Source organism: Ensifer sp. LBL, from assembly GCF_050435225.1.
In the GTDB taxonomy this organism is placed as follows: domain Bacteria; phylum Pseudomonadota; class Alphaproteobacteria; order Rhizobiales; family Rhizobiaceae; genus Ensifer.
In genome coordinates, this window is record NZ_JBNDJY010000009.1 from 93,549 (window position 1) to 105,614 (window position 12,066).

General features: G+C 62.8%; 13 protein-coding genes. 3 read left to right on the top strand and 10 right to left on the bottom strand.

Features of this window, described 5'->3' with window-relative positions:
* Positions 1-2: 2 nt before the first annotated feature.
* From OKW20_RS29100 to OKW20_RS29125, 6 genes are all read right to left on the bottom strand, one after another.
* On the bottom strand, positions 3-1,793 hold the full coding sequence (locus tag OKW20_RS29100; RefSeq protein WP_429177823.1) for a dipeptide ABC transporter ATP-binding protein: 1,791 nt from the start codon (positions 1,791-1,793) through the stop codon (positions 3-5).
* A 32-nt stretch (positions 1,794-1,825) separates the two neighbouring features.
* Positions 1,826-2,188 carry a Rid family hydrolase gene (locus OKW20_RS29105; protein WP_429177825.1) on the bottom strand — a complete coding sequence of 121 codons (363 nt, stop codon included), beginning with the start codon at positions 2,186-2,188 and terminating at the stop codon, positions 1,826-1,828.
* 21 nt (positions 2,189-2,209) lie between these two features.
* A complete protein-coding gene (locus OKW20_RS29110) occupies positions 2,210-2,569 on the bottom strand; it encodes a RidA family protein (RefSeq protein WP_052201732.1) in 360 nt (119 codons plus the stop codon).
* 35 nt (positions 2,570-2,604) lie between these two features.
* A complete protein-coding gene (locus OKW20_RS29115; protein WP_429177827.1) occupies positions 2,605-3,459 on the bottom strand; it encodes an ABC transporter permease in 855 nt (284 codons plus the stop codon).
* A gap of 5 nt (positions 3,460-3,464) precedes the next feature.
* A complete protein-coding gene (locus OKW20_RS29120; RefSeq protein WP_043615136.1) occupies positions 3,465-4,469 on the bottom strand; it encodes an ABC transporter permease in 1,005 nt (334 codons plus the stop codon).
* A gap of 79 nt (positions 4,470-4,548) precedes the next feature.
* The gene (locus tag OKW20_RS29125) at positions 4,549-6,066 is read right to left on the bottom strand and encodes an ABC transporter substrate-binding protein (RefSeq protein ID WP_197067118.1); all 1,518 of its coding nucleotides are present in this window, start codon (positions 6,064-6,066) and stop codon (positions 4,549-4,551) included.
* Between the two features lie 185 nt (positions 6,067-6,251).
* Here OKW20_RS29125 and OKW20_RS29130 point away from each other — a divergent pair, with 185 nt between their 5' ends.
* A complete protein-coding gene (locus OKW20_RS29130) occupies positions 6,252-6,938 on the top strand; it encodes a TetR family transcriptional regulator (RefSeq protein WP_052201734.1) in 687 nt (228 codons plus the stop codon).
* 31 nt (positions 6,939-6,969) lie between these two features.
* Here OKW20_RS29130 and OKW20_RS29135 read toward each other — a convergent pair whose 3' ends face one another.
* On the bottom strand, positions 6,970-7,584 hold the full coding sequence (locus tag OKW20_RS29135) for a DUF2306 domain-containing protein (protein WP_429177830.1): 615 nt from the start codon (positions 7,582-7,584) through the stop codon (positions 6,970-6,972).
* 147 nt (positions 7,585-7,731) lie between these two features.
* On the opposite strand from OKW20_RS29135, the gene OKW20_RS29140 reads away from it, so the two are divergent.
* The gene (locus OKW20_RS29140; RefSeq protein ID WP_429177832.1) at positions 7,732-8,649 is read left to right on the top strand and encodes a LysR family transcriptional regulator; all 918 of its coding nucleotides are present in this window, start codon (positions 7,732-7,734) and stop codon (positions 8,647-8,649) included.
* A gap of 44 nt (positions 8,650-8,693) precedes the next feature.
* Here OKW20_RS29140 and OKW20_RS29145 read toward each other — a convergent pair whose 3' ends face one another.
* Positions 8,694-9,209: a hypothetical protein gene (locus OKW20_RS29145; RefSeq protein WP_429177833.1), complete on the bottom strand. Its 516-nt coding sequence runs from the start codon at positions 9,207-9,209 to the stop codon at positions 8,694-8,696.
* Positions 9,210-9,318: 109 nt separating this feature from the next.
* On the opposite strand from OKW20_RS29145, the gene OKW20_RS29150 reads away from it, so the two are divergent.
* Positions 9,319-9,903, top strand: coding sequence for a TetR/AcrR family transcriptional regulator (locus OKW20_RS29150; RefSeq protein WP_429177835.1), 585 nt, complete (start codon positions 9,319-9,321; stop codon positions 9,901-9,903).
* Positions 9,904-10,018: 115 nt separating this feature from the next.
* Here the strand turns inward: OKW20_RS29150 and pta are convergent, their stop codons facing one another.
* Together pta and OKW20_RS29160 are read right to left on the bottom strand one after the other, a co-directional pair.
* Positions 10,019-11,020, bottom strand: a complete 1,002-nt coding sequence (gene pta, locus OKW20_RS29155; RefSeq protein WP_429177837.1) for a phosphate acetyltransferase — start codon at positions 11,018-11,020, stop codon at positions 10,019-10,021.
* Complete coding sequence (locus OKW20_RS29160) at positions 11,020-12,057, bottom strand: YeiH family protein (protein WP_429177839.1); 1,038 nt, start codon at positions 12,055-12,057, stop codon at positions 11,020-11,022. Before OKW20_RS29160 ends, pta begins: the two co-directional genes overlap by 1 nt.
* Positions 12,058-12,066: the final 9 nt, after the last annotated feature.

Sequence of the window (12,066 nt, forward strand, 5' to 3'; positions counted from 1 at the left end):
TCTCAGGCTAGCCGCGCGTAATGCTCAAAACCCACCGCCTTCAAGGCTGGCGTCTGGTGGACGTAGCCGGGCGGACGGATCGGGCTGCGCAGTTCCCGCGCGCCGAGGGTTCGGCTGCGACGTTGATCGGGGTGCACGATCGGCACTGCGGACAACAGTTGCTGTGTGTAGGGATGAGCCGGCGAACCGAGCACGGCGTCGCGCGGTCCAATCTCGATGATTTCGCCGAGATACATGACCGCGATGCGGTCGCTGACGCGCTCGACCACGGCCATGTCGTGCGAAATGAACAGGACGGAAATCCCGAACTCCTCCTGGATCTCCGCGAGCAGATCGAGGATCTGCCCCTGGATCGAGACGTCGAGCGCCGAGACCGGCTCGTCGGCGATGATCACCTTCGGATTGAGCGCCAGAGCACGGGCAATGCAGATGCGTTGCCGCTGGCCGCCGGAGAACTGATGCGGATAGAGGCTCGCCTGCGCCCGGGTGAGCCCGACGCGTTCGAGCAGGCTGTAGACCCTGTCGCGGATCTGCGACGGGTTGCCGACGCGATGGATGCGCAGCGGTTCGGCCACGATCTGCTCCACGGACATGCGGGGATTGAGCGATGCGTAGGGATCCTGGAACACCATCTGGATGCGCTTGCGCATCTCGATCATTTCGGTTGCCCCGACGCCTTCCAGGTTACGGCCCTGAAGCAGGACTTCGCCTTCATTCGGCTGGATGAGCCGCATAATGCTCTTGCCGGTCGTCGATTTTCCGCAGCCGCTTTCGCCCACCAGCGAAAGCGTCTCCTTCTCGCGCAGATCGAAGGACACGCCTTCGACCGCATGGACATTCGCGACGATGCGCTGGAACATGCCTTGACGCACGGCAAAGCGGGTGACGAGGTTGCGCACACTGAGCACGACGTTCGGATCGGCCTTGTCCTGCGCTGCCGGCGTATCGAGAACGACTTCGGCCTGGGCCGAGCCCTCCTGCCGGGCCTGGAGTTTTGGCGCGGCATCGAGCAGGCGGCGCGTATATTCGTGCTTCGGCGCATTGAAGATCTGATGGATTTCACCGCTCTCGACCACCTCGCCCCGCAGCATGACCACCACCTTGTCGGCGATCTCGGCCACGACGCCCATGTCATGGGTGATCAGCAGGATGGCCATTCCGGTCTCGCGTTGAATGACCTTCATCAACTCCAGGATCTCGGCCTGCACCGTGACGTCCAGTGCCGTTGTCGGCTCGTCCGCGATCAACAGGTCCGGCTTGCAGAGGATGGCCATGGCGATCATGACGCGCTGGCGCATCCCGCCCGACAATTCGTGCGGATACTGTTTCAGCCGGCGCTCGGGTTCGGGGATACGCACCTGTTGCAAGGCATTCAGCGCGATCCCGTCGGCCTCCGCCCGGCCGATCTTGCGATGCTTCACGACGACCTCGGACAATTGCTGGCCGATGGTCAGCACCGGATTGAGCGAGGTCATTGGCTCCTGGAAAATCATCGCAATCCGGTCACCCCTCAAGCCCTGCATCCGGGCCTCGTCGAGGGTGAGGAGATCGGTCGAACCGCCTGATTTCTCGCTGAGAAAGACGCTTCCGCCGACGATCTCCGCACCCATATATTCGACGAGCCGCATGACGGATTTGGCCGTGACCGATTTTCCCGATCCGGACTCACCGACGATCGCGACGACCTCGCCGCGGCCGATGGCGAGATCGATGCCCTTGACGGCAAGCACGCCGTCCGGTGTTCCGCGGAACTTCACCGCGAGATCGGAAATCCTGAGCAGGTCTTCAGTCACGTTCGCCTCCAGATCGACGCATTACTTCCAGGTCAGCACGCAGCGTAGGCGCGGATTTCCACCGCGCAGTCGCGGCGCGCCGCATGCCCTGTCACGACGGAAAGTGCCGGAACGCCTTCCGGATCGATCCATTCGTTCCACAGTTCGCAAAACGCTGGGTACTCGCTGATGTCGAACAGCCAGACCTGCACCATCAGGATCTGCTTGCGCGACGAGCCGACGCTTTGAAAATACTGCTCGATGGCGTTGAGGATCTGCAGCGACTGATCCCTGAGGTCGCCGGTCTTGTCCGGTGCGGTAAGGCATACGGAGGCGAGCGTGTCCGACGCCTTGCCGAGGCAGATGCGTGGCTGATGGCCGGCGCCATCCTTCTTGCCGAGTTCTCTGAGTTCCATGGGGTTCTCCTTCGCAAGCAATCAGGCGCGATAGGCGATGACGACCGCCTCGACGAGAACGTCCGAACGGTAAAGCTCGCCGCTGACGCAGGTACGCGCCGGCGGGTGTGCCGGGTCGGCCCATTCGTTCCAGACGGAGTTCATGGCGCCGAAGTAGCGCATGTCCTTCAGCCAGATGTGCACGACGAAGATCGACTTGTGGTTCGAGCCGGCCGCCTCGAGCAGGCGATCGACGCTGCGCAGAACCTCGCGCGTCTGCTCCTTGATGTCGCCGCTGGTGTCGTTCGCGTGCACGCCCGACAGGAAGACCATGTCGTTGTGAACCACAGCCATGCTCTTGAGCGCGCCGTCCGCCATCGAGGTTTCGATACGTTCAACCAATGGAATAATCCTTCTTTTCTTAGTGTTCCGAACCGTCAAGCGCGGCTCAGGCGGGGATCGAGGTGGGTTCTGAGCACATCACCCAGGAGGTTGATGGCGAGAACGGTGACGAAGATGCAGAGGCCCGGAAACAGAGCCATCCACCAGGAGGTGCTGATGTAGGCGCGCGCATCCGACAGCATGCCGCCCCAGGTCGGGGTCGATGCCGGCACGCCGAGGCCGAGGAAACTGAGGCTCGATTCCGCGATGATTGCGGTGGCCATGGCAAAGGTCGCGACGATCAGGGCCGACTGGATGAGGTTCGGCAGGATATGCGTGCGCAGGATGCGACTGTCGCTGGCGCCGAGCGATCGCGCGGCGGAGACGAATTCCCGTTCGCGCAGGGTCAGCGCTTCTGCCCGGGCAAGGCGGCAATAGGGGATCCAGCGCTGCGACGCGAGCGCAACGATGAGAATGCCAAGGCCCTGGCCGAGGAAGGCGACGATCGAGATCGCAAGCAGCAGCGGCGGAAATGCCCAGACGACTTCCAGAAACTTCTGGATAAGCGAGTCCACCCGTCCGCCGTAATAGCCGGAGACGACACCGAGCGTGACGCCGACCACGCCGGAGAAGAGAACCACGGCAACGGCGATCAGCAGAGAGACGCGCGAGCCGTAGATGATGCGGCTCATCATGTCGCGCCCGACGTGATCGGTGCCCAGGAAATGCGGACCGGTCAGTTGCGGTGGCGTCATCGCGAGCATCAGGTCCTGGCGGTTCGGGTCGAACGGCGCAAGCAGCGGCGCGAAGGTTGCGGCCAGCAGCAGGAGAGCGATGACGACGAGGCTGAAGGCGCCTTTCGGCGATTTCAACGCTTGCAGGAGCTGTCGAGTTTTGGAGGAGCGAGCCATCCTAGTCACCCCAGACGGATGCGCGGATCGACGACGGTGTAGATCATGTCGATCGCGAGGTTGATGAGAACGAACAGCGTCGTGTAGACGAGCACCAGGCCGGTGATCAGCGGGAAGTCGCGGAACGAGATCCCCTGCAGCAGCAGGTAGCCGATGCCGGGCCAGGCAAAGACGGTTTCGACGATGATGGCGCCGCTGATGAGCGTGCCGAATTCGAGGCCGATGATGGTGATGACGGCAATGAGCGCATTGCGGAAAGCGTGACGCCAGAGCACGACGCGTCCGCTCATGCCCTTGGCGCGGGCGGTCATGACGTAGTCTTCCTGCAGGTTCTCCAGCACCGAGGCGCGTGTGATCTGCATGATGATGCCGGTCATGTTGGTGCCGAGCACGATGACAGGGAGGGTCAGGTGGCGAAGCGCGTCCCAGAGCGCATCCCAGCGGCCGGCAATGATGGCGTCGATCGTCAAAAATCCGGTGACCCGTTCGACGTTTAAGCCCCAGGTTTCGCGGCCGCCTGAGGGCAGCAGATTGAAGGTTCCGGCAAAGAGCAGGATCAACAGGATACCGAGCCAGAAGTTCGGCAGGCTGATACCGAAGAAGCCACCGATCGAGCCGATCGTATCGACAAGGGAATTGGGCCGGCTGGCCGCCCAGACACCGAGCGGAAGACCGATGGCGACGGCCAACAATGTTGAATAGATGGCGAGTTCCAGGCTTGCCGGCAGGCGTGCCAGGATCAGATCCATGACCGGTTCGCGGTAGCGGAAGGATTGCCCGAAGTCTCCCATCACCGCGTTCTTCACGAAGGTCAGGTACTGGATATAGATCGGCTGATCGAGACCCCAGGCCGAGCGGATCGCCAGCCTGACCTCCTCGGTCGCCTCGTCGCTTACCAGCATGTCGACCGGATCGCCGGGGGCGAGCTGGACCAATGCGAAAATCAGAAGCGAGACCATGAACAGCACCGGAACGGTGCCGGCCACGCGTCTCAGCGTGTAGCCAAGCATGGAAAATCCTTGGAACTCTTGAGGGAACAGGCGCCGGGGTGCGCTTGCGAGCGTCCCCGGCGTGAAGGGATGGCCGCGGCTATCTCAGGTGGATTTCCCAGCCGTTGACCCGGTCAGCCTTGCTCGGCTTGTAGTCGACGCCCTTGGCGACACCCCAGGCGAGCTTGTGCAGCCAAAGGAAGCAGGCCGGCGCGTCCTCGGTAATGGCCGCCATGGCCTTGGAGAGCATGGCCACCCGCTTGGTCGGGTCGAACTCCTGGCGCTCGGCCTGAAGCAGGGCATCGACCTCCGGGTTGGAGTACTTCAACCGCGGCGAAGCGTCGGTCTCGAAATATTGCGCGAGCGCCGGCGACGGATCGAGCATGTTGCCGCGGCCCATATAGTAGAATGGCGTTTCGCCGCGCTGGACATTGGTCCAAAGCGTTGCCCATTCGGGTGACTGCAACGTCGCCTTGAAGCCTACCTGTTCGAGCATCGGAACGATTGCTTCGGTGATCTGGCGATCGGCCGTGTAGCGACCGACCGGGGTGTAGAGATCGACGGCAGTGCCGACGGCACCGGCCTCCTCGAGCAGCTTCTTTGCCTTTTCCGGATCGAAGTTCATCGGCGACGCGTAATCGGGATCAAAGCCGAGCTGGCCGTCGCCGACCGGGCCGTTCAGCAGCGTCACCTGATTGCCGAGGATGGCGCGGGCGATGCCCTCGCGGTTGATCGCATGGCAAACCGCCTGGCGTACCTTCGGGTTGTCCCAGGGCGCGGTCTTCGGGCTCATCGCGATGAACATCGCTTCGGCGGAGTCGACCATCTCGGCCGTCGCGTTCGGCAATTGCTGCACGCGGTTGACGAGTTGCGGCGGAATGCTCTGCGCGATCTGCACTTCGCCATTGGCAAGTGCGGTCACGCGCTGCTCCGGCTCGACCATCATGCGGTAGATAATGCGCTTCGGATTGGTCGGCTGGATCATCGGGTGGCCGTCGACCCGTTCGATAACGATGTGGCTGCCGATGCCGACTTCGACCAGCTTGTACGGTCCGGCGCCAACCGGATGCTCGCGGTCGGCCGCCTTGGCGCCGTACTCGTCGTAGATCTTCTTGGACGTGATCTGCATCGTCGCCAGGTAGTTCGGCAACGTCGCCATCTTCTGAGTGGTCTTGATGCGCAGCCGGCGCTCGTCAAGCGCCTCGGCCGAAGCGATGTACTGGACCGAAGCTTGCGACATGCTCTCGGGATCGTTGCGCGACCGCTCAATCGAATGGATCACGTCCGCTGCCACCACGGGATCGCCGTTGTGGCGCTTCCAGTCGGAGCGCAGCGTCAGGATCCAGTTGAGATCGTCCTCGGGCTCCAGGCTCTCGGCGAGGAACGGAACGAACTTTCCGGCCTTGAAATCCCAGGTCGTGAGGCAGCCATAAACCTGGCACCAGATCGAGCCGATGAGGACCACCGAGTCGGCGTATGGATTGTTGCCGGTAATTCCCTCGGTGATCGCAACGGTGATCTGATCCGGCTGTTGCGCCTGTACCTGTTGAGCAAGCCCTCCAGCCATGACGGCAGTTGCGCCGCTCAGCAGCAGAATTCTCTTGATTGCCTTGAACACAGTCCCCTCCCCATCTCCGCCCCCTTAGCGGTGGGCGGTCTTCATTTTTTTGCTTCCTGCCATGCAAAAAGCGTCTCCTCTACTTTTGTAAGTATGCTATTACTTACTTGGTTGTCAATTGTCTCGATGGCCATTTGCGATAGAAAGATCCTGCCGCGGTTGGCACGACAAAAGGTGGATGCAGAATGCGTGACGCAGACAACAGTGATCACCAGCCCGGCGAAACAGGCGGCCCGCGCTCGCGCAATGCACAGGCGACGCGCAAATCCATCCTCGATGCGGGGATTGCGGAGTTTTGCGAGCATGGGCTGAGTGGCGCGAGCACGGCGCGCATCGTCGAGCGCGCCGGTTGCAACATCCGGATGCTCTATCATTATTTTCAGAGCAAGGAGCTGCTCTACAAGGCGGCCCTGCAGGAGGTTTACAACGACCTGCGCAGCCAGGAGGCCGGGCTGAACATCCTGGATCGTCCGCCGGTCGAAGCGATCGAGGCGCTTACGGCGTTTACCTACGACTACATGGCAGCGACGCCGACATTCATCAAAATGGTGCTGGCGGAAAACCTGCTGCAAGGGGAGTTTATCCGCGCGATCGAAAGCATCCCGCGCTCCTCCAGGCCGTTGATCGAGACCATCCAGACGCTTCTGGACCGCGGCGAAGCCGCCGGTGTGATCCAGCCGGGAATCAATGCCATGCAGCTCTACATCTCAATTGTGGCGTTGAGCTTCATCCACATTTCCAGCCGCTACACGCTCTCCGTCACCTTCGGCGTCGACCTTTCATCCGAGGCGATCGTTACCGAACGAAGACAGCATGTCGTCGACCTGATCGGAACCTATGTGAAGGCGCAGCCAAGCCGATCGGCCGGGTGAGACGATTCGGTTCAGGGCGCGCCCCTCACATCTATCGCTCGGTACGCGTGACGATAAACCAGTCCGCGACGAGCACGGACGTGGCGATCGAGCCCCAAATGGTGGCCACGTAGAGTTCGTCGAAGGAGATCGAGGGAACAAATTGCATGAGGCCGATGCCTGCGAGCAGATAGACCCTCAACAGGACGGCGGCAAAGGTCAGGGCGTAGTTGCGTATCATCCAGACGCGGTGATCGCGGAAGCGGCCTTGCCGGGCGGCGCGGTAGGCCTGCCAGCCCGAGAAAAGCCAGCAGATGACCAGCAGGCCGAAGCCCACCTGCGCATGAAAGCCCGCCGTCGTCATTACCGTAGCCGAAATGGCGGCACAGCTACCGGCAAGGACGCAAAGCAGATAGAGCCTGCCCAGCTGGCGATGGGCCTTCGGCCAGCGGTTGCGTATCGCCGGCAGGAACTGAAACGGGCCGATCAAGAGGGCGATGCCGCTCGGCAGGGCGTGCAGGAACAGCCACGGCAGATGCGAGGCAAACAGCTGGTTCAGCGGAATCCGGCTGTCCTGCGGCGAGAATGTCAAATAGGGCGGCACGGCGTAGAGGCCGATGGCGATCGCCGAGATCGCGATGAAACTCCATCCGATGTGGCGGTTCACGGGACGAGCGTGATCCTGGTCTGACGTTCTGACAGTGGACATGGGTTACCTGAACATTGAGTTGTGAGCGTGCTTCGGAAGCATCTTGGCATTGCCGGTCATTCGAATGAAATTGTCTGATTTCCTCCAGCTGCTAGTGTGTTTTTTATGAGCACGTTCGTTTCCTGGGACCACCAGCGCGCCTTTCTGGCCGTCATCGAAGAAGGCAGCCTGTCGAGCGCGGCGCGACGGCTTGGCGTCTCGCAACCGACCGTCCGTGGCTGGATCGCCGCGCTCGAGGAGGCGCTGGACACCAAGCTCTTCAGTCGTTCGGTCACTGGCCTGACGCCGACCGAAAGTGCGCGGGCCTTGATCGAGCCTGCGCGCGCGATGTCGCTGGCGTCCGATTCCTTCGTCCGGGCCGCCACCGGCGCACCGGGCGAAATTGCCGGCACGGTGCGCCTCAGCGTTTCCGAAACCATGGCGGTGGAGGTGGTTCCGCCGATGCTTGCCTCGCTGCGGCGGGCACACCCTGCCCTGTCCGTCGAGCTTTACGTTAGCAACAAGCCGGCAGATCTTCTGGCCCAGGAGGTCGATATTGCCGTCAGAACATTCGCGCCGACACAGGATGCCCTGATCGCCCGCAAGGTCGGTTCCATCCCGCTCGGCTTCTTCGCCAGCGCCGACTACATCGCGCGCCGGGGACGGCCGGGCTCCTTGGCCGATCTCGCCAGTCACGACGTCCTTGGGCCGGATCGCTCCCTCGTCGACATGAAGATCGGCAAGAGCGCCGCGCCGGAACTACCCCCGATGCGTTATGCGATGCGGACGGATTGCCATCCCGCGCGCATTGCCGCGACACGGGCCGGCCTCGGCATCACGATCATGCAGGTTCCGATCGGAGAGAGGGACCCAGGACTTCAGCGTCTCCTCCCGGAGATCGTGGTGACGTCGCTGGATACCTGGATCGTCGCCCACGAGGATCTCAGATCGGTGGCAAGGATTGCTGCCGTGTTCGATCACCTGGTCGCAGCCTTTGCCGATTTCATCAAAGGGGATGGCAAATCTACGCATAGCGCAAAGTGAGGTCGTTGGCGTCTACCGCAACCCTGCCGGCGGCTAAAGTCCGATCACCGCGTGGGTCGCCGCAACAGGTTGATCGTGTTGAGTGCGGTGATGATGGCGAGCGGGAATTGGGCAATCCCCGTCAATTCAAAGAGAAAATCGTCCGGCAACCGGTAGACCGGCTCGGGAAACAGGAACCGTGCTGCATCCGTTCCAAAGCCGAAATGGGCGACGTTCTTGACCACATGGTTCCAGCCTCCCTCGTAGATACCGATCATCGCGACCGGGAAGGCGAGCACTACAATTGCCGCCAGCCATATCGCGACACGTCCGGCCATCGTCCCGCTCCTTGACCGGCCGACATACAGCGCGGCTGTGATGATGATCGCCGCAGGCACGGCCAAATGGACGATGTGGAGACGCCACGGTGTTTGATAGATATAGGCGCCATAGGTGTGGTGCAGGCTCGTCAGAGCGAGCAGGAGAAGCGCGCAGGCACCGGCTTTTCGAAAAGGCGAAGAGAGAGGCGACGTTGCGGAAAGTTCAACCATGGCTGTTCCTCGATGTTGACTGGACGACAATCGGCTAGCACGATCCGGAACACGGTGTTCGGAAGTTGCGAAACAGACGGGCACCACCTGTACCGAATTGGACTGGAGCGCGCGCTCGTCCGGAAAAAGGAGAGCAAACTTGGCGATCGATCGACGCGTGGCCCGAACGCGCACGGCGCTTTATGAAGCGCTTCTCGCCTTGATACGCCGCAAGCACTACGAGCTGATCACCGTCGAAGACATCCTGACCGAGGCGAACATCGGACGATCGACGTTCTATGCGCACTTCACGTCGAAAGACGACCTTTTGAAACGCAGTCTGGAGCGTCTTCGCGATCTGCTGGTGACTGCAAAGGACAAGGCGATCTCGTCGGCACGCCATGAAGAAGCATGGGATCCCAGCCGCGCATTGTTCGAGCATGTCGCCGAACACGCCGACATCCAGGTCGCACTTGCCGGCGGACGCGGGGGCGGCATCGTGCGCGATGCGGTCGATGATGTGCTTGCGGACGTCCTCCGCCAGTCGCTTCCTGGCACGATGCATGCCGCTCTTCCCCGCGACCTCGTGATCCGCCACATGGTCTCCACGTTCAACGCCGTTTTGCGCTGGTGGCTGGAAGAGCGACCGGAAATGCCTCCCCGCGAAGTCGACGCTGCGTTCCGAAAACTGCTGCTTTATGGCCTGCCGTCGGAGACGTGCCGGCCCTTCATCATGGCGCCGTGACCGGCAGCCTGCGCGGCAACCGGACTTTGCTCCGGGTGTCGAAGGCGCGTTGCTCCTTGGTGAAGCGCACCGCGATGGCATTCCATCCGGGTGCACTTGAAGCACGCCACCGGACTCACCGCCCTCGGCCGGCCTGAACGACGGTGACGGCGATCATGTGGAAGACGTCGTCGGCGTTGCAGCCGCGCGAGAGATCGTTGGCGGGCTTGGCAAGCCCCTGCAGGATCGGGCCGATGGCGGTCGCGCCGCCGATGCGCTGGGCGATCTTGTAGCCGATGTTTGCCGCATCGAGGTTGGGGAAGACGAAGACATTGGCCTCGCCATGCAGCGCCGATTGCGGCGCCTTTGCCGCGCTGACGGCCTCGACGAAGGCGGTGTCGAACTGCAATTCCCCGTCGATCACCAGCCCTGGTGCCGAGGCATGGGCGAGCCGCGTCGCCTCCACCACCTTTGAGACGCGCTCATGCGCAGCGCTGCCGGCCGTCGAGAAGGAGAGCATCGCCACCTTCGCCGGCTTGCCGGAGAGCGCCTCGTAGGAGCGCGCCGAGGTCACGGCGATATCGGCAAGGCCGGTGGCATCAGGATCCACAACCAGCCCGCAATCGGCGAAGACGAAGGCACCCTTTTTTTCGTGGTGCGGCGCGCAGAGCATCATTAGGAAGAAGCTCGACACTAGGCCGACTTCCGGTGCCCGGCCGATGGTCTGGAGTGCGGCGCGCACCGTGTCGGCGGTGGTGGCGACCGCACCGCCGACCGTTCCGTCTGCGTGATCCTCGCGCACCATCATCGCGGCAAAGACGAGCGGCGAGCGAACGGCTGCGGCGGCTGCGGCTTCATCGACACCCTTGCCACGCCGGAGGTCGTGGTAGGCAATGGCAAGATGCTCAGTCAGCGCAGACGAAGCCGGATCCTCGATGCGAATTTCGTCTGGGCTGCCGCCGGCGGCGTGCAGTTGCGCCGCGACGACCTTTCTGTCGCCGACCAGCGTGATCGCGGCGATACCGTCGCGCGACGCACGCAAGGCGCCTTCGACAATACGCGGGTCTTCGCCCTCGGCGAGCACGATATGGCGCGGCGCGGCTTTTGCAGCCTCGAGTATGCGGTCGAGCGGTTTCATCAGGCGTGCCCCAGATAGTGAATGCCGACGAGGATGAAGAGGGCGATGAAGACGGTTTCGGCGACGATGAGCGCGACCGCGTCGCCGCCAACGTCGAGAACACGGCGAAGCGAGGTGCGCATGCCGACGGCGACGATGCCGGCAAGCAGCGCCCAGCGCGAGGTTTCCATGCCGGCCTTGGCGACAAGTTCGGGCACGAAACCGAAAGAGTTGAGCGCCGCAAAGATCAGGAAGGCGACGACGAAGCCCGGCAGAAGCGGCGGGCGCTTGCCGGTCTCGCCCTCGGGCTGCGGCACCTTGCGCAGCGACAGCGAGAAGATGAGCACGACGGGCGCCAGCATGGTGACACGGATCAGCTTGACGAGCGTCGCGGTCTCACCCGCCTCCGGCGACACGGAAAAGCCGGCGCCGACGACCTGGGCGACATCATGGATGGTGCCGCCGAAGAAGATCCCGGTCGCGCGCGCGTCGAGCCCCATGGTCTGCGCGATGATCGGATAGGCGATCATCGCAAGGGTGGAGAGCACCGTGACGGAAAGCACGGTGAAGATCAGGTTGCGTTCGGAAAACTCGTTCTTCGGCAGCACGGCTGCGATCGCCATGGCCGCCGACGCACCGCAGATCGCGACCGAACCGCTGGTGATAAGCGCAAGCCGCCAGCCGCGACCGAGCAGTTTTGCGGCAAGCAGTCCGAAGCCGATGGTCGCGGCGATGGCCGAGATGAGCAGCAGGATCGTGCTCGCCCCGAGCCCGATCAGGAGGTCGACGCTGATGCGCATGCCGAGCAGCGCCACGCCGATGCGCAGCACCTTTTTGGCGCAGAAATCGATCCCGGCGACGCAACGCCCTTCTTCGGACAGGAAATGAAAGGCGATGCCGAGCAGCAGCGCCATCAGCATGGCCGGCGCGCCGTAGTGGTCGGAGAGGAACTGCGCGGCGACGGCGACGGCCGCAGTGACGGCAAAGCCCGGCCAGTAGGCCGCAAAGCCGGAGGGTACGCTTCGGAAGCGTTCGTGGACGGAGGCGACGAAGGTCATGGTTCTGTT

Coding starts and splice junctions, on each gene's coding strand:
- OKW20_RS29105 (WP_429177825.1), bottom strand. CDS start 2,188: ATGGAACTCAGAGAACTCGGCAAGAAGGATGGCGCCGGCCATCAGCCA.
- OKW20_RS29115 (WP_429177827.1), bottom strand. CDS start 3,459: ATGGCTCGCTCCTCCAAAACTCGACAGCTCCTGCAAGCGTTGAAATCG.
- OKW20_RS29120 (WP_043615136.1), bottom strand. CDS start 4,469: ATGCTTGGCTACACGCTGAGACGCGTGGCCGGCACCGTTCCGGTGCTG.
- OKW20_RS29130 (WP_052201734.1), top strand. CDS start 6,252: ATGCGTGACGCAGACAACAGTGATCACCAGCCCGGCGAAACAGGCGGC.
- OKW20_RS29140 (WP_429177832.1), top strand. CDS start 7,732: ATGAGCACGTTCGTTTCCTGGGACCACCAGCGCGCCTTTCTGGCCGTC.
- pta (WP_429177837.1), bottom strand. CDS start 11,020: ATGAAACCGCTCGACCGCATACTCGAGGCTGCAAAAGCCGCGCCGCGC.
- OKW20_RS29160 (WP_429177839.1), bottom strand. CDS start 12,057: ATGACCTTCGTCGCCTCCGTCCACGAACGCTTCCGAAGCGTACCCTCC.